The following is a 24643-nucleotide window of genomic DNA, read 5'->3' as shown; positions in this document are numbered from 1 at the left end:
GTTCATATCAGTGCAACTAAGACTGCGCCAAAAGGCTTGGCGCGGCCGAGTTTTCTAAAGAAAACCTAAGCGAGGTGATCCGTTGCGCGAAAAAGCGGCGAGTGCCTGTTTCTCTTTGGTTGCACGGGAAGTCATGCGTTTGATATAATAAACGTTAGTGTATTTTTTGCGACCGCAATCCGTCAGCGAGTGAATGGATTCGCGTGGGAGGGAACGAACAACACATGGATCGCCGTGAAAGACAAAAGAGGATTCGAAATTTTTCCATCATCGCCCACATTGACCATGGAAAGTCTACGCTGGCTGACCGGATCTTGGAATTGACCGGTGCTTTGTCAGCGCGTGAGATGGAAGCCCAGTTTCTGGACACAATGGAGCTGGAAAAAGAGCGCGGGATTACAATCAAGCTGAATGCCGTGCGTTTGAACTATAAAGCGGAAGACGGAGAGGAATATATTCTCCACCTGATCGACACCCCTGGACACGTAGACTTTACGTACGAGGTTTCTCGCAGCCTGGCTGCTTGTGAAGGGGCGATTCTGGTCGTCGATGCCGCGCAAGGGATCGAAGCACAGACTCTCGCAAACGTCTATTTGGCGTTGGACAGCAATCTGGAGATCATCCCGGTTATTAACAAGATCGATTTGCCAAGCGCAGAGCCTGAACGCGTGAAGCAAGAGGTCGAGGACGTCATTGGTTTGGATGCGAGTGATGCCGTTCTGACTTCGGCGAAAGCGGGCATCGGGATCAAGGAAGTGCTCGAAGCTGTGGTGCAAAAAGTGCCGGCGCCAGAGGGAGATCCAGACGCTCCGTTGCAAGCCCTGATTTTTGACTCTTACTTCGATGCTTATCGTGGTGTTATTGCCTCGATCCGTGTGCTTAACGGTACACTGAAAAAAGGCATGAAGATCAAGATGATGGCAACTGGCAAGTCGTTCGAGGTAACCGAGATCGGTACGTCGACACCTCGCCAGACGCAGGTAGAAGAGCTGACCGTTGGGGATGTAGGCTACGTGGCTGCTTCCATTAAAACCGTGGGAGATACGCGCGTGGGGGATACCATCACAGATGCGAGCCGTCCTGCTGCTGAGCCTTTGCCTGGTTACCGCAAGATCAACCCGATGGTATTCTGTGGTCTGTACCCGATTGAGACGAATGAGTACAACGACCTTCGGGAAGCCTTGGAAAAATTGCAGCTGAACGATGCGTCCCTGCAATTCGAGCCAGAGACGTCTCAAGCGCTTGGTTTTGGTTTCCGCTGTGGATTCCTCGGACTTCTGCACATGGAAATCATTCAGGAGCGCATTGAGCGCGAATTCAATATCAATCTGATCACAACCGCACCGAGCGTGATTTACCGCATTACCAAAACGAACGGGGAAGTATTCGAGATTGACAACCCGTCGAAAATGCCGGAAGCGCAAAAGATCGAGACCATCGAAGAGCCGTATGTTCTCTCCACCGTCATGGTGCCGAAAGAATATGTAGGTGACGTGATGCAGCTGTGCCAAGGCAAGCGCGGCGATTTTCTCGACATGCAGTACATGGGGGAAAATCGTGTGCAGCTCAAATACGATATGCCTCTGTCTGAGATCGTATACGACTTTTTCGATCTGCTGAAGTCTAGTACTCGCGGTTACGCTTCGTTCGACTACGAGCTGGCAGGCTACAAACCATCCAAGCTGGTGAAAATGGACATTCTGTTGAACAGCGAAATGGTGGATGCCCTGTCGTTTATCGTGCACAAGGATACGGCGTACGCGCGTGGAAAAGTCATCTGCGAAAAGCTGAAGGAACTGATTCCTCGCCAGCAATTCGAGGTGCCGATCCAGGCGACAATCGGTCAAAAAGTAGTAGCACGCGAAACGATCAGCGCCCTGCGTAAAAACGTATTGGCGAAGTGCTACGGCGGGGACATCTCGCGGAAACGCAAGCTCCTCGAGAAACAAAAAGAAGGAAAGAAGCGCATGAAATCGGTCGGTTCCGTCGAGGTGCCACAAGAGGCTTTCATGGCCGTTCTGCGCATGGATGATAAGAAGTAGGCCTGACCTTGGTGTCAGGTCTTTTCCATTCTTGTATTCAGGAAAAAAGGAGGGGAAGGGACATGCTGCCGCAATCGGTTTACATCCACATTCCCTTTTGTACCAATAAATGCTTTTATTGTGATTTCAACTCGTTTGTGACGAACAATCCCCAGCTGGTCTGGGACTATCTCGATGCCTTGAAAAAGGAGATGGAGCTGACCTTTGCCAGCAAACCGCCTGAGCGGGTCAAAACGATCTTCGTAGGCGGAGGGACACCGACTTTCCTCGATCACGCCCAGATGCGTCAGTTTTTGGAGAGCGTTCGCGATAACCTCGGTAAGTATTGGGCGGATGATATCGAGTTTACGATGGAAGCCAATCCAGGGACGACAGATGTAGAAAAGCTGGCGATTATGCGAGAGCTCGGAGTGAATCGCCTGAGCTTTGGTGTGCAATCGTTTGACAATGCCCTGCTCAAGCGGCTCGGCCGGATCCATGACACGAATGATGTGTATCGCAGTATTGAAAATGCACGAAAGGTCGGCTTCGATAACGTCACGATTGACTTGATGTTCGGCTTGCCTGATCAGACGATGGACATTTTTCGGGATACGCTGCGCCAGGCATTTGCGCTCGGAACTACGCATTTTTCGGCCTACAGCTTAAAGGTAGAGGAGAATACCCTCTTCCATACCTTGTACCAAAAGGATCAGCTGCCGCTGCCTTCGGAAGATACGGAGCTTGCCATGTACATGCTTTTGATCGAGGAAATGGAGAAGCACGGCTACGAGCAGTACGAAATCAGCAATTTTGCCAAAAAAGGCTTTGAAAGCAAACATAATAAAACCTATTGGCTCAATGACGAATACTATGGTTTGGGAGCGGGTGCCCACGGCTATGTGAACGGGGAAAGACATGTAAATGCCGGACCGCTCGCGGTCTACATGCAAATGAGCAAGAGTGGCTTGCCGCGTGTCGAGCAATTCCCGGTTCCTCGCGAGGACGCGATGGAGGAGCAGATGATCCTAGGTCTTCGTTTGCGAGAAGGCGTCGGTCTTGAGCGATTCTCAGAGCGGTTTGGCGTATCTGTTCGGGAAGTCTTTGGGAACATAATAGAAGAAGAGATTGCCAAAGGCATGCTGGAAGAGGAACATGGGCATCTGCGTCTGACAAAAAAAGGACTGCCGCTCGGCAACGAAGTCTTTGCTCGTTTTTTGCGATAAGCCCATACCTGCAGGCGAATGGATATGCGATTTTCGCACGGGAACACACGAAGTCCGTTGACAAATCCTTCTACTATTGATACCTTAGTAAGTAGAATTAGCACTCGATCGAGATGAGTGCTAACAACAGGGAGGCGAGAGACATTTATGTTATCTGACCGTCAACAATTGATTCTGAATGCGATCGTCGATAATTACATTCATTCAGCCGAACCTGTTGGCTCCCGCACGATTTCCAAACGGGAGGACATCGGATTTTCTTCGGCTACGATCCGCAATGAGATGTCCGATTTGGAGGAGCTGGGGTATCTCGAACAGCCACATACATCGGCAGGACGCGTACCTTCTACAAAGGGCTACCGTTTTTACGTCGATAACCTGATCCAGCCCCATCTTTTGGATGAGGGTGAATTGGGTAAACTGAAACAGTTGTTTGCCGAGCGTATTCTACATGCTGAACAAGTAGTAGAGTACACCGCTCAAATTCTCTCCCAGTTGACGAACTATACAGCCGTCGTTCTCGGACCCGAGATTTTTGAGCATCGGTTAAAACATATACAAATCGTTTCTCTCAATGACAAAGAGGCTGTGGCCATCGTGGTCACCCATACCGGTCGTGTGGAAAACAAGCTGATTGAATTGCCAGAGGGAATTGGGGCGACCGAGATCGAGCGCCTCGTCAATCTGCTGAACAGCAAGCTTTCCGATGTTCCGCTATGGCAGCTGCGTCAACGCTTGTATCAAGAGATTTCGGGAGAGATGCGCCGCCATGCGGAGCAGTATGAAGAAATGCTGAATCTCCTCGACCAATCGCTGATTCAGCCTGAAGAGGATCGAGTATACTTACGCGGTGCGACCAAGATCATGAACCAGCCGGAATTCCGTGATGTAGACAAGGTCAAGGACATTTTGGAGCTCTTAGAGCGCAATGATCAGCTCCTTCACCTGTTCGGAATGCCGGCAGATGGACTCACGGTACGCATCGGCCAGGAAAACCAGCTAGACGCGATCAAGCAATGCAGTATCATTACTACCTCCTATTCTTTGGGCGGCAAGCCTGTAGGGATGGTAGGGATACTTGGCCCGACGCGAATGGAATACGGCAGAGTCATTACTGTCCTGAACTATTTGGCAGAAGGCTTATCGCGCATGCTGACTTCGCAGTTTGAGAAATAAATGGATGGAAAGGCTCCTGCTCTACTAGCCGGAGCTTGGCCGCAGGAGGTATCGACGTTGAGCGAAGAAAAAATGACGCAAGACCCGATTGCTGAAGAACAAGCAGAAGCTGCAGATCAACAGGAATCGGCAGAAGTGAACTGGGAACAGGAAGCTGCCCATTGGAAGGCTCAAGCAGAAGAGCATCAAAACCGGATGCTTCGTGCTATGGCTGACATGGATAACCTCAGAAGACGTGTTCGCAAGGAGCAGGAAGACTTGGCTAAGTATGCTTCCCAAAAAATCGTGGAAGAGCTGCTGCCTATTCTGGATAACTTCGAGCGTGCCCTGGCAGCTGACAAGGACTCGATGACACTGGAATCCTTGCTGACGGGTGTCGACATGGTACATCGCCAAATGGTGCAAGTCTTTGAAAAAGAAGGCCTGGCTGCGATTGCCGCAAAAGGTCAGCCTTTTGATCCGCATGTGCATCAGGCTGTCATGCAAACCCAGGATCCAGAGTTTGATTCCGGTGTGGTTGTAGAAGAGCTGCAAAAAGGATACATGTTCAAAGATCGCGTCGTTCGTCCGGCGATGGTCAAAGTAAACGAGTAAGATCCATTTCTTATTAAATAGACAGTGAAGCGTTAGGAGGACATATAGTATGAGTCGCGTAATTGGTATTGACCTTGGAACCACCAACTCTTGTGTAGCAGTAATGGAAGGCGGAGAGCCAGTCGTTATCCCAAACCCAGAAGGCAACCGCACCACTCCATCTGTTGTTGCGTTCAAAAATGGCGAGAAAATCGTAGGGGAAGCAGCGAAACGTCAAGCGATTACCAACCCTGACAACACCGTAATTTCCATCAAGCGCCACATGGGTACTGCTCATAAAGAAACCCTCGAAGGCAATGAGTACACCCCTCAACAGATCTCTGCGATGATCCTGCAAAAGCTGAAATCTGACGCAGAAGCGTATCTGGGTGAATCTGTGACGCAGGCAGTTATTACGGTTCCTGCTTACTTCAATGACAGCCAACGTCAAGCAACAAAAGACGCTGGTAAAATCGCAGGTCTGGAAGTTCTGCGTATCGTAAACGAACCAACGGCTGCAGCACTTGCATACGGTATGGAAAAGTCCGAAGATCAAACGGTGCTCGTATTTGACTTGGGCGGCGGTACATTTGACGTATCGATCCTTGAGCTGTCCGAAGGCTTCTTTGAAGTAAAAGCGACCTCCGGTGACAACAAACTGGGTGGGGATGACTTCGACCAAGTCGTAATCGATCACCTGGTGAGCGAGTTCAAAAAAGAACACGGCATCGACCTGTCCAAAGACCGCATGGCTCAACAGCGTTTGAAAGATGCTGCTGAGAAAGCGAAAAAAGACCTCTCTGGCGTATTGACTACTACCATCTCGCTGCCATTTATCACAGCAGATGCGACTGGTCCAAAACACTTGGAGATGAACCTGACACGTGCAAAATTCGAAGAGCTGTCCGCAAGCCTCGTAGAGCGTACGATGGGTCCAACTCGTCAAGCGCTGAACGATGCAGGACTGACTCCGAACGAAATCGACAAAGTAATCCTCGTCGGTGGTTCTACACGGATCCCGGCTGTACAAGAAGCGATCAAAAAATTCACAGGCAAAGAGCCACACAAAGGTGTAAACCCTGATGAAGTAGTAGCACTGGGTGCTGCTGTTCAAGCGGGCGTACTCACTGGCGATGTGAAAGACGTTGTACTGCTCGACGTAACGCCATTGTCTCTGGGTATCGAAACCTTGGGTGGCGTATTTACCAAGCTGATCGATCGCAATACAACCATCCCAACAAGCAAATCCCAAGTGTTCTCTACTGCAGCTGACAACCAGCCAGGCGTGGAAATTCACGTACTGCAAGGGGAGCGTCAAATGGCTGCAGACAACAAAACTCTGGGTCGCTTCAACCTGAACGACATCCCGCCAGCACCACGCGGCGTGCCACAAATCGAAGTATCCTTCGACATCGATGCGAACGGTATCGTAAACGTTCGTGCGAAAGATCTGGGTACCGGTAAAGAGCAGCGCATCACGATTACGGCGAGCTCCGGTCTGTCCGATGAAGAGATCGACCGCATGGTAAAAGAAGCGGAACTGAACGCAGAAGCTGACAAACAGCGCAAAGAGCAAGTAGAAGTCCGCAACGAAGCTGACCAGCTCGTGTTTACAACCGAGAAGACCCTAAAAGAGGTTGAAGGTAAAGTGGACCAAGCGGAAATCGACCGTGCAAATGCTGCGAAAGACAAAGTGAAAAAAGCGCTCGAAGGTACCAACATCGACGAGATCAAGGCAGCGAAAGACGAACTGTCCGAGATCGTTCAACAAATCTCTGTGAAGCTGTATGAGCAAGCGGCTCAGGCTGCACAAGCTGCACAAGGCGGAGCAGAAGGTAGCGCAGAGCCAAAGAAAGATAACGTGGTTGATGCAGACTACGAAGTGGTAGACGATAAAAAGTAATCACGTTGGAGCTTGGCAGGGGGGATTTTCCCCCCTTGCCTCCCCGCGATGTGACCCATGAAAGTCAAAGTCACGGAATGCTGACTTTGACTTTTTTTCAAGTCTGTCACATGCTATGATAACAGTTGACTGTCATGGGAGTGATTTTAGGAGATGAAACGCGATTACTATGAGGTGCTGGGAGTCGGCAAGGGCGCGGACGCAGATGAAATCAAAAAAGCGTACCGCAAACTGGCGCGCCAGTATCACCCGGATGTAAATAAAGCCGCGGATGCGGAAGAGAAGTTTAAAGAAGTAAAAGAAGCGTATGATGTCTTGTCTGAGCCGCAAAAGCGTGCGCAGTACGACCGCTTTGGGCATCAGGATCCAAATCAGGGCTTTGGCGGCGGTGGATTTGACGGTTCCGGCATGGGCGGCTTTGGTGACATCTTTGATATGTTTTTCGGCGGTGGAGGCAGACGGGCAAATCCGAATGCACCTCGCAAAGGCTCCGACCTTCAATTTGGTCTGAGCATCGATTTTTTGGATGCGATCTTTGGGAAAGAAACAGACGTGGAAATTCCCAAGGAAGCAGAGTGTGATACATGCCATGGTTCAGGTGCCAAGCCAGGTACCGGAGTCGAGACGTGTAAAACATGTAGCGGTACGGGGCAGCAGGAAGTGGTCACGAACACACCATTTGGCCGGATTGCCAACCGCCGCACTTGTGCAACTTGCGAAGGAAAAGGGAAAGTCTTCAAAGAAAAATGCTCGTCCTGCCGTGGAAGCGGCCGCGTGAAGGTACGTCGCAAAATTCATCTCAACATCCCAGCGGGTGTGGATGACGGTGCGCAGCTGCGCGTGACGGGCGAAGGCGAACCGGGTATGAACGGCGGCCCTCCAGGAGATCTGTACGTTGTCTTGCGCGTGAAGAGCCATGAGTTTTTCGAGCGGGAAGGAAATGATATCTACTGTGAGGTTCCACTCACTTACGCCCAAGCTGCTTTGGGTGACGAGATTGAGGTGCCGACTGTAGATGGCCGCGTGAAGCTGAAGATTCCATCAGGTACACAAACCGAGACATTTTTCCGCCTGCGGGGGAAAGGTGTTCCGCATTTGCGAGGCAACGGTCGTGGAGATCAGCACGTCAAAGTGCGCGTGATTACTCCAACCAAGCTGAGCGACAAGCAAAAAGAGCTCTTGCGGGAGCTGGCTGAGCTGTCGGGTGAAAAGCCAGGACAGCATGGCGGCGAAGACGAAGGCTTTTTTGAAAAAATGAAACGGGCATTCCGCGGCGAGTAACTGCCGCGGTTGTCCGCTTTTACACAGCATTATTAGGGAGCATACGTGGGGAGTGGTAGATTCGTGAAATGGTCAGAAATCAGTATCCATACAACAGCAGAAGCTACAGAGGCGGTTTCGAGTATTCTGTACGAGATGGGTGCAAATGGTGTCGTAATTGAAGACCCTGAAGTACTATATCGTGAGTGGGATACGCCGTTTGGTGAAATCTACCAGCTTTCCCCGGATGATTTTCCGGCCGAGGGCGTATTCGTCAAAGCATACTTGCCGGTTGATAGTAGTGAGCTGTTTGATGTTGTGGAAGAATTGAAGGAGCAGCTCGCACAGTTGACCGAGTACGGTTTGGACATCGGTAAGGCGAACATCGCTGTAAACGATGTGCACGAAGACGAGTGGGCCCACGCCTGGAAAAAGTATTACAAGCCTGTGCATGTAACCGATCGGATGACGATCAAGCCTGTATGGGAAGAGTACGAGCCTAGACATGACAAAGAGATTATCATTGAGATGGATCCGGGGATGGCCTTTGGAACAGGCACACATCCGACGACCATTCTGTGTTTGCGTGCGGTAGAGAAGTACGTAGATGAAGGAGACCGTCTCTATGATGTTGGGACAGGCACTGCGATTTTGAGCATTGCTGCCATCAAGCTTGGTGCCGAGCATGTACTGGCGATGGACCTGGATGAGGTAGCGGTTCGCTCGGCACAGGCGAATACAGAGCTGAACGGCGTACATGAAAAAATTACTGTCCGCCAAAACAATTTGCTAGACGGCATAGAAGAGCCAGTGGATGTGGTCGTTGCCAATATTTTGGCGGAGGTCATCGTACGCTTCACCGACGACGTATATCGCGTTCTGAAGCCAGAGGGCGTTTTCATTGCATCAGGGATTATCCAGGCTCGCGAAGCAGACGTGAAGAAGGCTTTGGCTGATTCCGGACTGGTGGTTGTGGAAACCATTATGATCGACGACTGGGTAGCAATTGTGTCAAAAAAAAGATAGAATAGTGAGGTTGGCGAGATGCAACGATATTTTGCCCTGCCCGATCACTTTCACGAAGATGAGGTAACGATTGTCGGAGACGACGTCCACCATATCGTAAACGTGATGCGGTCAAAAGAAGGCGAAAAAATATTCGTCTCTGACGGAGCGGGCAGATCTGCGGTGGCCAAGCTTGTCTCGCTGTCTGCAAAAGAGGTCAGAGCAACTATAGTGGAGTTATTGAACGAGCAGCGTGAATTGCCGATTCGCGTAACGATTGGCCAAGGGCTGCCCAAAGGCGAAAAGATGGAGTGGATCCTGCAAAAAGGGACGGAACTGGGGGCGTACTCCTTTTTCCCGTTTTCCTCAGAGCGCACCATCGTCAAGCTCGATGCCAAAAAAGAGGCGAAGAAGCTGGAGCGCTGGCGAAAGATTGTGAAGGAAGCGGCGGAGCAGTCTCATCGCGATGTGCTTCCCGAGCTTTTGGCACCCGTATCGTTTCGGGAGGCGCTCAAAGCTGGCGAGCAGTATACTCGTTGTGCGATTGCCTATGAAAAAGAAGGCGGTACGACGATGCATCAGGTGCTGACCGAGATGACTGCAGATGAGTCTTTGCTCGTCTTGATTGGACCTGAAGGGGGCTTCACCCCCGATGAAGTCGCTCAAGCCGAAGCTAAGGGCTTTCTTTCTGTCTCACTCGGTCCACGCATTTTGCGAACGGAAACAGCGAGTCAGTATGTGCTGGCCTGTGCTTCTTATCAGTTTGAACGGATGACTCCATCATCACGCTAAGTTTGACAAGGAAGAAAGGAGGAATCGCAATGTCTACCGTTGCTTTTCATACATTGGGCTGCAAAGTGAACAGCTATGAAACAGAGGCTATCTGGCAGCTATTCAAAACAGAGGGCTATGAACGCGTCGACTTCGAACAGGACGACGCGGATGTGTATGTCATCAATACATGTACGGTTACCAATACAGGTGATAAAAAGAGCCGTCAGGTCATTCGCCGGGCGATTCGCCGCAATCCGGAAGCAATCGTCGCCGTTACGGGTTGCTATGCACAAACCTCTCCGAGCGAAATTGCGCAAATTCCTGGGGTGGATATCGTCGTAGGGACGCAAGGACGCGAGAAGCTGATTGAGTATGTGAACCAGATCAAAGTGGAGCGCCAGCCGATTAATGCAGTTGGAAACATCATGAAGGCTCGTGAATTTGAGGAGCTGGATGTACCGAACTTCACAGACCGCACGCGCGCATCCTTGAAAATTCAGGAGGGCTGCAACAACTTCTGCACCTTCTGCATTATTCCATGGGCGCGTGGCTTGATGCGCTCCCGCAAACCGGAGAGCGTGGTTGAACAAGCTCAAAAGCTGGTGGATGCAGGGTATCTGGAAATCGTGCTGACGGGTATTCATACCGGCGGTTACGGCGAGGATTTGGAAGATTACAACCTGGCGAAGCTGCTGGTTGACCTGCACCAAGTCGAAGGGCTGAAGCGCATTCGGATCAGCTCGATCGAAGCTAGCCAAATCACGGATGAAGTGATCGAAGTCATCAACAATTCAGACCGTGTCGTCCGCCATCTGCATGTACCGCTGCAAGCAGGGGATGATGAGGTACTGAAGCGCATGCGCCGCAAGTACACGACAGCTGAGTTTTACGAAAGAATGGTGAAAGTGCGTGAAGCTCTGCCAGGCGCAGCGATCACGACAGACGTCATCGTAGGCTTCCCGGGCGAAACGGAAGAGCAGTTCATGAACGGCTATGAATTCATCAAAAAAATCGGGTTCGCCGAGCTGCACGTGTTCCCGTACTCGATGCGCACAGGTACACCTGCTGCCCGCATGACGGATCAGATTCCGGAAGAAGTGAAGCACGAGCGCGTGACGAAGCTGCTCGAGCTGAATCAACAGCTGACTATGGAATACTCTTCGAAATTCGTTGGCGATGTTCTGGAAGTCATTCCAGAGCGCCCTTACAAAGAAGCTCCAGAGAGCGGGCTTTTGATGGGGTACTCCGACAACTATCTGAACGTCGTGTTCCCCGGTGACGAGAGCATGATCGGCAAAATTTGCAAAGTCCGTCTGGACGAACCAGGCTCTGAATATTGCAAAGGGACACTCGTGCGCGTCTTGGAAAACGAACATCTGCCCCTCTTGAAGGAGCGAGCCATATGAAAGAGATCTCGGCAGGAGGCGTTGTTTACCGCGAGCAAGACGGAGAATACATGCTTCTCTTGATTGAGGATCGCTATGGGAAGGTAACGCTGGCAAAAGGGAAGCAGGAAATCGGGGAGACCATCGAAGAAACCGCTTTGCGTGAAGTGCTGGAAGAGACCGGTGTAGCAGGGCGTCTTGGTGGAAGGCTGGATATGATTACGTATGTATACCACCATCCGGTGACGGGAGAAGCCGTCGACAAAGAAGTCCACTACTATTTGGTTGAAGCTTACAATACAGAGATCACGGTGCAGCTGGAAGAGATCAATGACGTTCATTGGCATCCGGCTGCAGAGGCGTGGGCGCTCCAGCAGGCTCGCGGCTATCGAAACAACGACAAAGTGTTCCTCCTGGCTTTTGAACAATTAGGGATAGAGGTGTAGCCTATGAATATCAATAAATATATCGACCATACCTTGTTAAAACCGGAAGCCACCGCAGCGATGATCGACAAACTGTGTGCAGAAGCAAAGGAACACGACTTTGCTTCCGTTTGCGTCAATCCTTACTGGGTAAAGCGTTGTGCAGAACTGCTGGCAGGTACAGACGTAAAAGTCTGCACGGTAATCGGTTTCCCTCTGGGTGTAAATACAACAGAGATCAAAGCGGCGGAAACGCGCGATGCAATCGCCAATGGCGCAACTGAGGTAGATATGGTTCTGAATGTAGGCGCGCTGAAATCCGGAGATCTGGATGCAGTGAAGCAAGATATTGCGGCTGTGAAACAAGCAGCGGGTTCCGTTCTGCTCAAGGTTATTCTGGAAACGGGCCAATTGACGGATGCCGAAAAGGAAACGGCTTGCAAGCTTTCTGTGGAAGCAGGAGCAGACTACGTCAAAACTTCCACTGGCTTTGGACCAGGTGGGGCAACGGTGGAAGACATCGCCTTGATGCGTAAGACAGTAGGACCTGACATTGGGGTAAAGGCTTCTGGCGGCGTCCGCGACGGAGAAGCGGCACAAGCGATGATCGCAGCAGGAGCGAGCCGGATCGGCACCAGCTCTGGCGTAGCGATCGTGACAGGCGCAAAAACGACAGGAAACGGATACTAGGAGCAGAGTAAAGCCTGGCCAAGGAAAGGCCGGGCTTTTTCTTCATCGTCAAACTTAGAAAAAGAGAAGCACCTATAGGTGAAAATTGGGGGAGAGGGGTTAGCAGGGATGAAGCTCGTTTCTGGAATTTTGATCTTGCTTGCCTTTTACGGAGTAGGGACCTTGGCGAGCAAATGGCTGCACATACCGATGCCAGGAAATCTGATTGGCATGCTTCTGTTGACCTTGTGTTTATGCATGGGCTGGATTCGAATGGACTGGGTGGAGCGAGCGAGTGTCTTTTTAGTACGGCACATGATGTTGTTCTTTGTGCCTATTATTGTGGGAGTTGCGTCTTATATGAGCGGAATCGCAAAAGATCCGTGGACGATCCTACTGTCTTTGGTACTAGGACCAGTGATCGTTATGCTGGTCACTGGTCGCGTCGTCCAATGGTACTTGAGCAGACACAAGCACAAAGAAGAGCCTTCCGTTCAGCACGAAGGGAGGGCTCTGGATGCTTAGTCAGCTATCTGCCATTGTGGTGACGCTCGTCGGCTACAGAGGAGCTGCCTCGATCAGTGCTCGCTTCCCGCGCTTACAGCCCCTTATTGTAGCGGTCGTGCTCGTTTGGCTTTTGTGGTGGCTTGTGAGCGGCGACTGGGAGGCATTCTCGGCAGGAGGTCAATGGATCTCCTTTTGGCTCGGCCCGGCTACGGTGGCACTCGCTGTACCGTTAGCCAAACAAATCAGAGAGTTCGCCCATATCTGGAAAGGTGTCTTGTTGGGTGTGGCCATCGGCTGTGCAGTTGCGATACTCACCGTGTACGTTATACACTGGTGCCTAGGCTCCGATGATGTCCTTTTGAAAAGTATGCTGAGCAAGTCAGTGACTACGCCGATCGCTTTGGAGCTGGCACGCTCAGTTGGCGGCGTACCTGCATTGGCTGCCTTCTTCACGGCACTGACCGGGATGATTGGCGTTCTCGTTGCCCGACCTGTCCTCAAATGGGGAGGCATCCGGGATGACTGGGCGATTGGAATCGCAGTAGGAACGAGTGCCCACGCCATTGGAACGGCCAGTCTGAATCGGATCTCTCCCGTTCAAACCGCGGCGTCCAGTGTGGCGATGATTGTAGCGGGAGTCATCACCTCGATCTATTTGATCCCATTCTCCTTTTGAAACGCTGCTGGATCAGGAGCGTTTGATCGGGATTCGCTTGTCCGGAATCAGCCACTGAATAAAGCTGGCGATCTGGCTGGTAAAAGGCAGCGCGACGAGCGAGCAAACCAGATTGAAAATGGTTTGAGAATGGGCGATTTGCATAGAAGGGTTGGACGTTAAAAAGGCGCTGACCAGGGAAAGCTGAGGAAGAATAGGCAGAAAGGCAAGAGCACCGGCGACGTTGAACAAGGTATGGCACCACGCTACTTGCTTCGAGGCTGTATTGGTTCCAATGCTGGCGATAATGGCGGTAAAGCAGGTGCCAATGTTGGCGCCAAGCACGATCGCGATGGCTGTCTCCATCGACAAGATGTTGTGGCTGAGCAGCCCCATCGTGATGACCGTTGTAGCCGAGCCGCTGTGGATCAACCCGGTAAAAATGATCCCGGTCAATAGACCTACCCCAATTGAATGGCTGCTCTCCAGAAACAGGGAGCGAAAGGTTTCCGATTGCTCCAGAGGGGCAGCCATGAGCTTCAAGGTATCGATCCCGAGAAAAATCAGCCCAAACCCTGCGACGACAAGTCCCGTGCAGCGGATGTTGCGCCGAGGCATGAGCCAGAGGGCGACTCCAATGAGCAGCATGGGTATGGCGAACGACTCCAGCTTGAGTGCGATCAGCTCTGTGGTAACAGTCGTACCCAGATTGGTGCCGAGGATGATGCCGACGGTTTGTCTAAAGCGGATAATCCCTGCATTGGTCAAGCCGATGGTCAGCACGGTGACTGCACTGGAGCTTTGCAAGACAAACGTGGATAAAAGCCCCATCCAAAAGCTGTGGATAGGCGTACGTGTAAAGCGTCCCATCCATTGCTCCATTTTTTTGCCTGCAAGATTTTGAAACCCGGTCCTCATGGCATACATACCGAACAGAAAAAAACTGAGCCCAAAAGTGAACGGGGCGAGGATGGACACGATCACAAAGCAAAATCCTCCTTCCCTAGACATACATGCGCAGATCCTTTTGTTCCTTAAGGAGATTTCTGCAAGATATTACTACGCTATGCCTGTACGGAGACGAGCATGACAAGGAGGCCCTAGAACAGTGGCAAAAGTACTTTTAAATCAGCATCGAAAAAAACGGCTGGAAACCGGTCACCCATGGATTTATCAATCGGAGGTTTTGGAGATCCAGGGCGATGTCGTGCCAGGAGAAATTGTGGAAGTGACCAATCACAAAGGTCATTTCCTTGCAAAAGGCTACATCAATCCAGCATCTCAAATGATCGTCCGCATCTTGAGCTTTGATCCAAATGAAGCGATCGACTACGATTTTTTCCTGCGTAAAATTAGACAAGCGGCAGAGTTTCGCACGCGCTTTGTGGACAACCCGCGTGCCTGCAGGGTTATCTATGGCGAAGCCGACTTTTTGCCGGGCTTGATTGTCGATCGTTATAACGATGTGCTGGTCGTGCAAGTACTGTCTCTTGGGATGGAGCAGCGAATCGAATGGATCCGTGATGCGCTGGTAGAAGTCTTTGCCCCGGAAGGTATTTATTTGCGCAATGACGTGCCCGTGCGCAAGCTGGAAGGTCTGGAGCAAGGAAAAGGGGTTCTGTACGGAGAATGCCCGCGGGAAGTACTGATCGAAGAAAATGGGCTCAAGTACTACGTAGATATCGTCGAGGGCCAGAAGACAGGGTTTTTCTACGATCAGCGTGAAAACCGCGCATCGATCGCGCCTTTGATGAAGGGGTGGGGGGAGTCGCATGGCATCTCCTTGCAGTCGGTTGAGGTGGATGGAGAGCTGAAGACCGTGCCTGTAGACAAGCGGGGAAAAGCCATCAAAAACCCGTTTTGGGACGGAGCAGAGGTTCTGGAATGCTTCACTCACACAGGCTCGTTTACACTAAATGCTTGCAAGCATGGAGCTAAAAAGGTAACCGCACTCGATATCTCCGAGCATGCGATTGAAACAGCAAAGCGAAACATCACCTTGAACGGCTTTTTGCATCGCGTAGATTTTGTGGTAGCCAATGCGTTTGATTACCTGCGTGAAAATGTGGAAGCGGGACGCAGCTGGGATGTCGTCATCCTTGACCCGCCAGCCTTTGCCAAATCTCGGGGTGCCGTAAAAGGGGCCATCCGCGGATACAAGGACATCAACCTGAACGGCTTGAAGCTTGTCCGTCCGGGAGGCTTCCTGGTGACTGCTTCTTGCTCGTATCATATGTCGCCGGAGCTGTTTCTTGATACGATTCAGGAAGCCGCAATCGATGCGAAGAAAATTCTGCGCCTGATCGAGTGGCGTGGAGCAGGGAAAGACCATCCGCAAATTAGCGGAGCCGATGAAGCGCACTACTTGAAGTTTGCCATCTTTGAAGTGCGCGATCGAAAATAGAGCAAGAAAAATAACCCCCGTCATCGCGAACGGGGGTTTTGCCATATCCTCCTGTATTCACGCGAACTGCTTGTCGCTGCGGACTTTGCGCAGTACCTCCAGAGATTGCTTGAGACCTAATTCCTTGCCCAGCATGACTTGTCCTTCTGCCGGTGTCGATGCTCGGGCTTGCGTCATCATTTGCAGCTCGTGGGTGAGCAAATGCTCGACGAGATAAAGCTGTACCTGACCAATTTCCCGCTCGCTTTTCCGATTCCGCTCACTGAACTTCATTCGGTCCTGGCTCTCTTCGACGTACTTGTCGATGTCATCCTCTAGAAAATGGGAAGCCGTACAGATGATGTTTCGATAGTCTTCCGTTTTGGAAGGAATCGTGCGGATGGTATGACCGAGGTGAGAGAGCAGGAATTTGTTCAGCACGACACTGTTTCGCGTGTAATCGTTGTGCAGGAGGGAATATTCCCCTAAAAACGAGCCACTGTCTTTGTCAAAGCTGTGCAACAGCGTATAAGAAGAGCAGTACGTACAGTAGACGAGATAGTCTCTCATGGACATCCCTCCAACATAATAGCTCCATGTCAGGAAGTTTATTGGCTATGATATGACGGATGAAGTCCATGGGTGAATCCCTTGAAATCGGAGAACAGTTTGTGTATGCTGATTGATGGGCTCGGCCCAGTGATAAAGAACAGATGCTGGGCTTTCGCATAGCATAGGAGAGAAAGATACTGGGTAGGCTCTCTGCCGCAGCAGAGGGGAAAGGAGTAAGGAAGATGGGAAGCGAGAAAATTCGTCTGGGAATTATTTACGGTGGTAAATCCTCGGAGCATGAGGTTTCCCTACGGACGGCGATGTCTATTATGCAGGCAGTCGATGCCAATAAATACGAAGTGACCCCGATTTACGTTCAGCTCGACGGTTCATGGGTAAAAGGAGAGGTCATGGCCGGACAATTGCCTGAGGGAATTGATGCTCTTCGATTGACACCAGGACGTCCAGACGGAATCAACAACCAAGAAGTTTCGGGACAGCAATTGGTCCCTTCCTCTAAGCCTGCTTCTCTGTTTTCGATCGGCCAACAGATTGATGTTATTTTTCCGGTCGTTCATGGACCCAATGGTGAAGATGGCACCATGCAGGGGATGCTGGAATTAGCGAACCTGCCGTATGTAGGAGCTGGTGTCATGGCATCCGCTGTCGGTATGGACAAATGGATGATGAAAACCGTATTTGGCCAGGTGGGTCTGCCACAGGTGAAATATATTGGACTGCTGCGTTCCCAATGGGAAAAAGATCAGGAAGCCGCAATGGACCGTATCGAGGAAGAGCTCGGTTTTCCTTGTTTTGTAAAGCCGGCGAATATGGGCTCAAGCGTAGGGGTCAATAAAGCGAAGAACAGGGATGAACTCGCAGCCGCTCTCGATGTTGCAGCCAAGTTCGACCGCCGATTGATTGTCGAAGAATTTGTGAATGCGCGCGAATTGGAAATCGGTGTGCTCGGAAACGAAGAGCTGATCACGTCCGTAGTCGGTGAAATTATCGCTGCAAAAGAATTCTACGATTACGAAGCGAAATACAAAGGAGCGGGGACAGAGCTGTCGATTCCAGCGAATGTACCCGAGCATGTTTCCGCGCAAATTGCTGAGATCGCCAAAAAAGCTTTCCATGCGCTCGATGGCTCCGGCTTATCTCGGGTAGATTTCTTTTGGGACGAGAAAAACGATAAGCTGTATATTAACGAAGTCAACACGATGCCAGGATTCACGCCGTTCAGTATGTACCCGATGCTGTTCCAAGCAGCAGGGATCAGCTATAGCGAGCTGATTGACAGACTTGTACAACTGGGGATTGAGCGCCATGCCGATAAGCAGCGCAACATCGTGGATGCAGAAGAACTGGAATAGGTGCGCAGGAACGAATATGGGAGTGTAGGAAACGAGGGGTGCCGGCGAAGGCATCCCTTTTTTGCTGTTACCTGCAACAAAGTGGGTGCAGAAACGTATAACAAGCAATCCATTTTCTTCAAAAAGGAGCGTCTCATTCCAGGAGCCATCGATCATCTATCAGGTAGCTGCCGATGCAAGTCCAAGAAGATCAGTGCGCAGATGCCTTACATGCACCGAGGCGCTATCTCGCCATCCGCTGTGCATTTTACTGATTTTGCAACCGACAAGCTGGACGAGCTGGAGCGAATTGTTGAAAAGACTGGGCCATAGAAACGGAGGAGGAACGCTATGCTTACTCACATTTATATGGTTCGACATGCAGAATCCCCATTTTCCTTAAACGCGGAAGAGACGAGGGAGCTATCGAGGAAAGGCTGGAAGGACGCAGAGCGTATCGCAGAGATCCTGCAAAGAGAGGACGTGGACGCGTTTGTTTCCAGCTCGTACAAGAGAGCCATTCAAACGATCGAGATCGCGGCAAAACGATTGGGAAAATCCATTGTCATCGACTCCCGATTCCGTGAACGCGACCTTGCTCGTCACGATCATTTTTTCGAAGACATGGAGCAAGCGGTAGAACGAGCTTTTTCAGATCCTGCTTTTTCCTACCCAGGCGGTGAGTCCAACGCAGTCGCAGGCGTGCGAGGCGTGAGCGCTCTAGAAGAGCTGCTCGCAACGTATCGGGGGAAAAAGGTGGCGGTAGGGACGCATGGAAACATCATGACTATCATCATGAATCACTTTGACTCCGCATACGACTTCCAATTCTGGAGGAAGACCACGAAGCCGGATTTGTATCGATTGACATTCGCCGAAAATGACTTGAGAGAAGTCGTCCGATTGTGGGAGGAATAAAAAATGACGCCACTGCCCGTGAGTGCTTCACAGGAGTGGCGTCTTATTTATGACAGGTTCTCCAGATCGGAAATGACAGTCCAGAGCTCCATGCCGCGAGAAGCTTTCAGCAAGAATGCATGCTGCTCGTTGCGCAAAGAGAGCAGGGCAGCTACAGCTTCCGCCTTCGTGGCGAAATGGAGCTTTTGTCCCTCGTACGCCTCGCTGATGTGGCGAGAGTGTTCCCCGACTGTTACGAGCAAGGAGAAGCGGTCGCGCAGGGCATTTGCATAGGCTCCGACTTGTATATGCATCGCATCACTTTCAGCACCTAATTCATACATATCTCCGAGTACCAGTACTTTTTTGCGATTGGGGAACAGCTCGGCAAAGGTACCGATCGCTGCCTCCATGGATGCCGGACTGGCATTGTAGGCGTCGCTGATATAGAGAGCGCCATGAGCGGAAGTCACTTGTTCAAAACGCATGGCGGACAGCTTGACAGTCGAGAGAGCGTCCGTAATCTGCTCGACAGACATTCCCAGGCGCATAGCAATGGCAATAGCCGGGAGGGCATTCAGCACGCTGTGCGTTCCGTACAATGGCAAAGCGGCTGCAAAGCGTTCTCCGGTAGGAAAGCACACGGTAAACTGCATGCCATCATCGGTTGAGAGAATATCCTCTGCCCAAATATCCGCAGGGCCTTCGACGGAATAATAGGCGATTTTCCCCGGATATAGATGAGCGATCATGCGCAGGTATTCGGAGTCGCCGTTTAAGAGGACGAGACCGTCTGGCGAAGTATGGGGCAGCAGCTCCGCTTTGGCGAGAGCAATTTTTTCACGGGAGCCGAAAAACTCCATATGAGAATCCCCTATGTACGTAATCACGCTGATTTCCGGCTTGGTCAAGGAGGCGATCAGATCGATTTCCCCTGCATGATTCATACCCAGCTCCAGGACAGCCGCCTGATGACTCGCCTCAATTTGCAAAAGAGAATAGGGAACACCCAGGTGATTGTTCAAATTTTTGTAGGTTTTATAGACCGAGTAGTGGCTTCCCAGCACATGGGCAATGATGTCCTTTACGGTCGTCTTCCCGATGCTTCCCGTTACTGCGATGTGTGGGATCGTCAGTTCTTTGCGATAGGCGGCGGCCAGCTTTTGAAAGGCACGCAGCGTATCGTTGACCAGGATCAGCCCAAATCCTTGAGGCAAGCCCTGTGGAACTTTGCTTTCGTCTGAAATAACCGCTGCAACGGCACCTTGCTGCGCCGCTTGGAGGAGAAAATCATGGCCGTCCCTGGCACCGCCGGTCAAGGCTACAAAAAGGGATCCGTCTATCAATTGGCGGGTGTCGAAGTGAACTGCTTGCAATAGCAATCCGGGATCGCCTGCTCGTACCATCCCTTCTGCTTTGATAGCCGCATGTTCCAATGCGATTGGTTTCATGTCCAAGAGCTCCTTTATGATGAAATAAGTCCAAACCTCGAAGTCATGCTAACACGCTGGCAAAGCAGCCGCAAGGGGAACGTGCTGTCGAAAAGATTGCTTTTCCTCTGGATTGTCCGCTATCATGATACTATCTTAGCGTACATAATCGAACGAAAGTTTTCCCGCATCTACGGAAACGAAAGGTGATTTGAGATGGAAAAAAGTATTTTTACGAGAATTATGGAAAAGGAAATCCCGGCTCGTGTAGAATATGAGGACGAACAGGTCATCGTGATTCACGATATTGCTCCGAAAGCTCCGGTGCATCTGTTGATCATTCCACGCAAGCCCATTGCTACGCTCATGGACGTCCAGGAAGAGGATTTGCCGCTGATCGGCCATATTCATGTCGTCGCTCAGAAGCTGGCAAACAAGCTTGGACTCAAAGGATTTCGGCTGATCAACAACTGCGGTAAAGAAGGTGGACAGGAAGTTTTCCACATTCACTATCATTTTCTTGCCGGATTTCAGGAAGAAAAATGAACTAAAGGTTGACCTTCTTTAGTTAATTATCCTATAATGAAGTGTGACAGTCTGTTCGTACGTTCGATTCAGGCGTCCCACGGTTTTAGCGGAGGGAGGGAAGACAAATGGCAGAAATTCGAGTCAAGAAAAACGAGTCTTTGGATAGCGCACTTCGCCGCTTCAAGCGTGAGAGCGCAAAATCCGGGGTGATGGCGGAACTGCGTAAACGTCGCCACTTTGAGAAGCCAAGCATCAAGCGCAAGAAGAAATCCGAAGCAGCTCGCAAGCGCAAGTTTTAATTGACGGAGGGCCCATCATGAGTGTAATGGAGCGACTCGATCAAGATATGAAGCAAGCAATGAAGGACAGAGCTGCTCTAAAACTCTCTGTTATTCGCATGGTGAAAGCCGCGTTAAAGAACGAAGAGATTAACAAAGGCAGACTTTTGTCTGACGACGAAGTGCTGACCATCTTGACTCGTGAGTTAAAACAACGCCGTGAATCCCTCCACGAATTTGAAAAGGCAGGCCGGGATGACCTTGCCTCGAAAGCGCGCGAAGAGATTGACGTGCTCGCCGCTTACTTACCCGCTCAGCTAAGCGAACAAGAAGTTCGTGATATCGTTCGGGAAGCGATTGCAGCCACGAATGCCTCCTCGAAAAAAGAGATGGGCAAAGTAATGGGTGCGATCATGCCGAAAGTGAAAGGCAGAGCAGACGGAAACCTCGTGCAGAAGATTGTATCTGAGGAACTACCAACGTAGACGAGTAACACCTCATATAGATACGAATAGGAAAAACCCAGCCGATTGCGGTTGGGTTTTTTCTTTTGGGATCGGGACGCATAAAAATGAAACGTTTCCTGCCGCCTTTCGTATACCATAGTAGCCATTCGTGGAAGCTGATAGGTAGAGAGGGGGGAGAAGAGATGAATACAGCAGCCGCACGACCATCCATTCGCCGCATTCGGTTCTGGTTATCACTGCTCAGCTTGCTTACTGGACTCATGATGTTCGCTTCCATGCAAACAGCAAAGGCTGCCTCTTATCAGAAAGCCTTCTGGATTCCGGTGGACAACACGATTGAACGCGGACTGGAAAGCTTTCTGAAGCGAGCGTTTTTGGAGGCAGAGCAGCAGCAGGCTGATCTAGTCATCCTGGATATCAATACACCGGGTGGTGAAGTCAGAGCAGCAGGAGAGATCGGGCAGCTCATCCGTGAGGCACCGATGCATGTGGTCGCTTATATAGACAATCAGGCGTTTTCAGCGGGGACCTACATTGCCTTGAACGCGAATGAAATCGTGATGACGCCAGGCAGCAGTATGGGAGCCGCTACGCCGATCGATTTGGCGGGGAATGCAGCAGATATTAAAGTCATCTCCGCATGGTCCGAGCAAATGCAGGGTGCTGCCAAGCTAAATAAGCGCAATCCGGAAGTGGCTCGGGCGATGGTGGAGATTGACACCGAGTTCCCTGGATTAAAGCCAAAGGGGACGGTGCTCTCGCTGGACGCCCAGACGGCTCAGAACGTAGGATATGCGGACCGGGTCGTCGCCAACAAGGAAGAGCTGTTTCGTCAATTAGGTGTGAACGCTTCGGCTGTACAAAGCATCGATCCGACAGCAGGTGAACGTGTTGCCAGATGGGTGACTAGTCCAGTCGTCATGAGCCTGCTTTTGGTCATTGGGCTTGTCGGGATCGTTGTAGAGCTTTTTGCGCCCGGATTTGGCGTTGCCGGAACGATATCGTTGGTGTCTTTTGGATTGTATTTCTTTGGTCACTTCGTTGCTGGATTTGCCAACTGGCTCCATATTGGACTGTTCGTCATCGGGATCCTGCTGATGATCATGGAAATCTTTCTTCCAGGTGGTATCGTCGGAGCTCTCGGATTCATCAGTATCGTCACTGGCTTGGTGATGGCAGCCTATGATACGCAGCAGGGACTCGCATCACTTGGCATCGCCGCGGTAATCACGGTGATCGTCACGCTCCTGCTCGTGAAACGATTTGGGGTGAAGGGATTGTTCAACAAATTCATTCTGGGAGATGTACAGCGCAACGAAGAAGGCTACGTTGCACCAAAAGATCAGCGTGAATTGCTCAACAAGGAAGGGATTGCGCTGACGCCGCTGCGTCCAGCTGGGATGGTAAAGGTAGAAGGTAAACGAGTCGATGCTGTAACGGTTGGCGGTTATGTGGCGGCAGGTACGCCTGTCATTGTTGTCCAGGTCGAGGGCACACGCGTCGTGGTGCAAGAACTAGAACAAAAGGAGTGATCGGATTATGCTAGAAAGCGGATTGATACCACTTATTTTCATGGTGGCAGTCGCCATTGTTGTCCTATCTATATTTTTCTCGTTCGTTCCCGTCATGCTGTGGATTTCAGCATTGGCTTCGGGGGTGCGGATCGGAATCATTACACTTGTTGCGATGAGACTGCGTCGCGTTATTCCATCCCGGATCGTAAATCCGCTCATTAAGGCCCGCAAGGCTGGTCTCGAGCTGGATACGAACCAGCTGGAGAGTCACTATCTCGCAGGTGGTAACGTAGACCGGGTCGTAGATGCTCTCGTTGCGGCACAGCGCGCAGATATTCCTCTGGGCTTCGAACGTGCGGCTGCCATTGACCTGGCAGGACGCGATGTGCTGGAAGCGGTACAGATGAGCGTAAACCCGAAAGTCATCGAGACGCCGATTGTGGCCGCGATGGCCAAAGACGGGATTGAACTGCGCACGAAAGCAAAAGTGACAGTACGTGCGAATATTGACCGCCTGGTCGGTGGTGCCGGGGAAGAAACAATCATCGCCCGTGTAGGGGAAGGGATCGTCTCTACCATCGGTTCCTCCAACAGTCACAAAGATGTTCTGGAGAACCCGGATCTGATTTCCAAAACCGTACTAAACAAAGGATTGGATGCAGGAACAGCTTTTGAAATTCTGTCCATTGATATTGCAGACGTCGATGTCGGCAAAAACATTGGTGCACAGCTGCAAACAGACCAAGCAGAAGCTGACAAACGAATTGCTCAAGCAAAAGCGGAAGAGCGTCGTGCAATGGCAGTAGCCCAGGAGCAGGAAATGAAAGCCCGCGTACAGGAAATGAAGGCGAAGGTTGTGGAAGCGGAGGCGCAAGTACCTCTCGCACTCGCAGAAGCATTGACCAGCGGCAAAATGGGAGTCATGGATTACTACAACATGCAAAACATTGCTGCTGATACGCAAATGCGCCAATCCTTTGGACAGCCGGGCGACAAGCAAAAGAATACACCGCCTAACGGACAGGAATAAGGGCGACCGCTATGGACGCACTCCTTGATCTGCTTTTTGATCTCCTGGGCTGGGTTATTCCACTGATCGGCAAGTTTTGGGTTCTTATCGTGGCACTGATCGGCTACAAGTTTTTTGGAAAAGGTGCCAAAAAGATGGCACAAGGAAAGCCTCGCCGTCAATTGACCCCTGTGGAAAGCGGAGGATATCCAAACATTGCACCACCGGAAGAGCGCCAAATCGTTCGTGCCTCTTCCAAATACGAGCCAATCGCTTCCGAGTCGATGGAAGGCGTAGGCGTCGAGCAGGAGTGGGCTTTTGCTGAGAGGGACGATGGAAGAAAGACCGCAGCAGAGCGCAAAAAGCCTGTGCAGGCTGAGGTGCAGAGCGAAGCAGAACCTACAGCACCTCACATGGATCCTCGTGAAGGGATGAAATGGGCAATTATTTTTGGCGAGCCCCGTGCAAAAGCTCCGCACGGGACGCCTGCTGCAAGAAATAGGCACGTATAAGGAAAGTATAGAGAGACGGGTGGGCCTGCGGGTCTGCCTGTCTCTTTTTCGTAGGCGAAAGTTGCGAGGAAAGCAGAGGGCTGATACAGAAAAGTGTCGAAAGAACGCGAATATCTTGTCTTGTGTCACATCCTGCGGTTGA

The 24643-nt window shown here is 51.1% G+C and carries 26 protein-coding genes; 23 read left to right on the top strand and 3 right to left on the bottom strand.

The genetic code is table 11. The features are described 5' to 3' along the window. Window positions 1-224: 224 nt before the first annotated feature. The 13 genes from lepA to EDM59_RS29650 all read left to right on the top strand — a co-directional run bounded on the left by lepA (window position 225) and on the right by EDM59_RS29650 (window position 13600). A complete protein-coding gene (gene lepA, locus EDM59_RS29710) occupies window positions 225-2042 on the top strand; it encodes a translation elongation factor 4 (RefSeq protein WP_122926899.1) in 1818 nt (605 codons plus the stop codon). Between the two features lie 62 nt (window positions 2043-2104). Further along, window positions 2105-3247 carry a radical SAM family heme chaperone HemW gene (hemW, locus tag EDM59_RS29705; protein WP_122926898.1) on the top strand — a complete coding sequence of 381 codons (1143 nt, stop codon included), beginning with the start codon at window positions 2105-2107 and terminating at the stop codon, window positions 3245-3247. A 147-nt stretch (window positions 3248-3394) separates the two neighbouring features. Continuing rightward, window positions 3395-4423 carry a heat-inducible transcriptional repressor HrcA gene (hrcA, locus tag EDM59_RS29700; protein ID WP_122926897.1) on the top strand — a complete coding sequence of 343 codons (1029 nt, stop codon included), beginning with the start codon at window positions 3395-3397 and terminating at the stop codon, window positions 4421-4423. Further along, window positions 4424-5017 (top strand): nucleotide exchange factor GrpE, encoded by a 594-nt coding sequence (gene grpE / locus EDM59_RS29695; RefSeq protein WP_122926896.1) that lies wholly within the window; start codon window positions 4424-4426, stop codon window positions 5015-5017. Window positions 5018-5066: 49 nt separating this feature from the next. Next, a complete protein-coding gene (gene dnaK, locus EDM59_RS29690; RefSeq protein WP_122926895.1) occupies window positions 5067-6899 on the top strand; it encodes a molecular chaperone DnaK in 1833 nt (610 codons plus the stop codon). A 153-nt stretch (window positions 6900-7052) separates the two neighbouring features. After that, complete coding sequence (gene dnaJ / locus EDM59_RS29685) at window positions 7053-8180, top strand: molecular chaperone DnaJ (RefSeq protein WP_122926894.1); 1128 nt, start codon at window positions 7053-7055, stop codon at window positions 8178-8180. Between the two features lie 63 nt (window positions 8181-8243). Continuing rightward, window positions 8244-9185 (top strand): 50S ribosomal protein L11 methyltransferase, encoded by a 942-nt coding sequence (prmA, locus tag EDM59_RS29680; RefSeq protein ID WP_122926893.1) that lies wholly within the window; start codon window positions 8244-8246, stop codon window positions 9183-9185. An 18-nt stretch (window positions 9186-9203) separates the two neighbouring features. Continuing rightward, window positions 9204-9956, top strand: a complete 753-nt coding sequence (locus tag EDM59_RS29675; protein ID WP_122926892.1) for a 16S rRNA (uracil(1498)-N(3))-methyltransferase — start codon at window positions 9204-9206, stop codon at window positions 9954-9956. Between the two features lie 29 nt (window positions 9957-9985). Continuing rightward, window positions 9986-11344 carry a tRNA (N(6)-L-threonylcarbamoyladenosine(37)-C(2))-methylthiotransferase MtaB gene (mtaB, locus tag EDM59_RS29670; protein WP_092269034.1) on the top strand — a complete coding sequence of 453 codons (1359 nt, stop codon included), beginning with the start codon at window positions 9986-9988 and terminating at the stop codon, window positions 11342-11344. Then, on the top strand, window positions 11341-11769 hold the full coding sequence (locus tag EDM59_RS29665; RefSeq protein WP_122926891.1) for an NUDIX hydrolase: 429 nt from the start codon (window positions 11341-11343) through the stop codon (window positions 11767-11769). The genes mtaB and EDM59_RS29665 overlap by 4 nt, the downstream gene beginning before the upstream one ends. Window positions 11770-11772: 3 nt before the next feature. Further along, the gene (gene deoC, locus EDM59_RS29660; protein WP_122926890.1) at window positions 11773-12438 is read left to right on the top strand and encodes a deoxyribose-phosphate aldolase; all 666 of its coding nucleotides are present in this window, start codon (window positions 11773-11775) and stop codon (window positions 12436-12438) included. A gap of 108 nt (window positions 12439-12546) precedes the next feature. Beyond that, entirely contained in the window at window positions 12547-12942 is a 396-nt protein-coding gene (locus EDM59_RS29655; RefSeq protein ID WP_122926889.1) for a CidA/LrgA family protein, read from the top strand. Further along, a complete protein-coding gene (locus EDM59_RS29650; RefSeq protein ID WP_122926888.1) occupies window positions 12935-13600 on the top strand; it encodes an LrgB family protein in 666 nt (221 codons plus the stop codon). Before EDM59_RS29655 ends, EDM59_RS29650 begins: the two co-directional genes overlap by 8 nt. A 12-nt stretch (window positions 13601-13612) precedes the next feature. Here the strand turns inward: EDM59_RS29650 and EDM59_RS29645 are convergent, their stop codons facing one another. After that, on the bottom strand, window positions 13613-14563 hold the full coding sequence (locus EDM59_RS29645; RefSeq protein WP_122926887.1) for a Na/Pi cotransporter family protein: 951 nt from the start codon (window positions 14561-14563) through the stop codon (window positions 13613-13615). Window positions 14564-14687: 124 nt separating this feature from the next. Here EDM59_RS29645 and EDM59_RS29640 point away from each other — a divergent pair, with 124 nt between their 5' ends. Beyond that, complete coding sequence (locus tag EDM59_RS29640) at window positions 14688-15983, top strand: class I SAM-dependent rRNA methyltransferase (protein WP_122926886.1); 1296 nt, start codon at window positions 14688-14690, stop codon at window positions 15981-15983. Between the two features lie 57 nt (window positions 15984-16040). On the opposite strand, the gene EDM59_RS29635 is transcribed toward EDM59_RS29640, so the two are convergent. Continuing rightward, on the bottom strand, window positions 16041-16532 hold the full coding sequence (locus tag EDM59_RS29635; RefSeq protein ID WP_122926885.1) for a hypothetical protein: 492 nt from the start codon (window positions 16530-16532) through the stop codon (window positions 16041-16043). Window positions 16533-16756: 224 nt separating this feature from the next. Here EDM59_RS29635 and EDM59_RS29630 point away from each other — a divergent pair, with 224 nt between their 5' ends. From EDM59_RS29630 to EDM59_RS29620, 3 genes are read left to right on the top strand one after another with little or no spacing between them, the layout of a single operon-like run. Then, the gene (locus tag EDM59_RS29630; RefSeq protein ID WP_122926884.1) at window positions 16757-17887 is read left to right on the top strand and encodes a D-alanine--D-alanine ligase; all 1131 of its coding nucleotides are present in this window, start codon (window positions 16757-16759) and stop codon (window positions 17885-17887) included. Next, window positions 17888-18199 carry a hypothetical protein gene (locus tag EDM59_RS29625; RefSeq protein ID WP_122926883.1) on the top strand — a complete coding sequence of 104 codons (312 nt, stop codon included), beginning with the start codon at window positions 17888-17890 and terminating at the stop codon, window positions 18197-18199. Between the two features lie 18 nt (window positions 18200-18217). Continuing rightward, window positions 18218-18784 carry a histidine phosphatase family protein gene (locus tag EDM59_RS29620; protein WP_122926882.1) on the top strand — a complete coding sequence of 189 codons (567 nt, stop codon included), beginning with the start codon at window positions 18218-18220 and terminating at the stop codon, window positions 18782-18784. A gap of 47 nt (window positions 18785-18831) precedes the next feature. Here the strand turns inward: EDM59_RS29620 and EDM59_RS29615 are convergent, their stop codons facing one another. Beyond that, the gene (locus EDM59_RS29615) at window positions 18832-20214 is read right to left on the bottom strand and encodes a UDP-N-acetylmuramoyl-tripeptide--D-alanyl-D-alanine ligase (RefSeq protein WP_122926881.1); all 1383 of its coding nucleotides are present in this window, start codon (window positions 20212-20214) and stop codon (window positions 18832-18834) included. Window positions 20215-20409: 195 nt separating this feature from the next. Between EDM59_RS29615 and EDM59_RS29610 the strand changes: the two genes are divergently transcribed. The 6 genes from EDM59_RS29610 (at window position 20410) to EDM59_RS29585 (ending at window position 24501) form a co-directional block, all read left to right on the top strand. After that, entirely contained in the window at window positions 20410-20739 is a 330-nt protein-coding gene (locus EDM59_RS29610) for a histidine triad nucleotide-binding protein (protein WP_092269012.1), read from the top strand. 107 nt (window positions 20740-20846) lie between these two features. After that, complete coding sequence (gene rpsU / locus EDM59_RS29605; protein WP_007727630.1) at window positions 20847-21020, top strand: 30S ribosomal protein S21; 174 nt, start codon at window positions 20847-20849, stop codon at window positions 21018-21020. A 17-nt stretch (window positions 21021-21037) separates the two neighbouring features. Continuing rightward, a complete protein-coding gene (locus tag EDM59_RS29600) occupies window positions 21038-21484 on the top strand; it encodes a GatB/YqeY domain-containing protein (RefSeq protein ID WP_092269010.1) in 447 nt (148 codons plus the stop codon). 164 nt (window positions 21485-21648) lie between these two features. Continuing rightward, window positions 21649-22998, top strand: coding sequence for an NfeD family protein (locus EDM59_RS29595; RefSeq protein ID WP_122926880.1), 1350 nt, complete (start codon window positions 21649-21651; stop codon window positions 22996-22998). 7 nt (window positions 22999-23005) lie between these two features. Beyond that, on the top strand, window positions 23006-24010 hold the full coding sequence (floA, locus tag EDM59_RS29590; RefSeq protein WP_092269006.1) for a flotillin-like protein FloA: 1005 nt from the start codon (window positions 23006-23008) through the stop codon (window positions 24008-24010). A gap of 11 nt (window positions 24011-24021) precedes the next feature. Further along, window positions 24022-24501: a hypothetical protein gene (locus tag EDM59_RS29585; RefSeq protein WP_122926879.1), complete on the top strand. Its 480-nt coding sequence runs from the start codon at window positions 24022-24024 to the stop codon at window positions 24499-24501. The last annotated feature ends 142 nt before the right edge of the window (window positions 24502-24643 follow it).

The organism is Brevibacillus nitrificans (assembly GCF_003710965.1).
Taxonomy (GTDB): domain Bacteria; phylum Bacillota; class Bacilli; order Brevibacillales; family Brevibacillaceae; genus Brevibacillus; species Brevibacillus centrosporus.
Note: the sequence above shows the minus strand (reverse complement) of the source record. Positions and strands in the feature narration are given on the sequence as shown.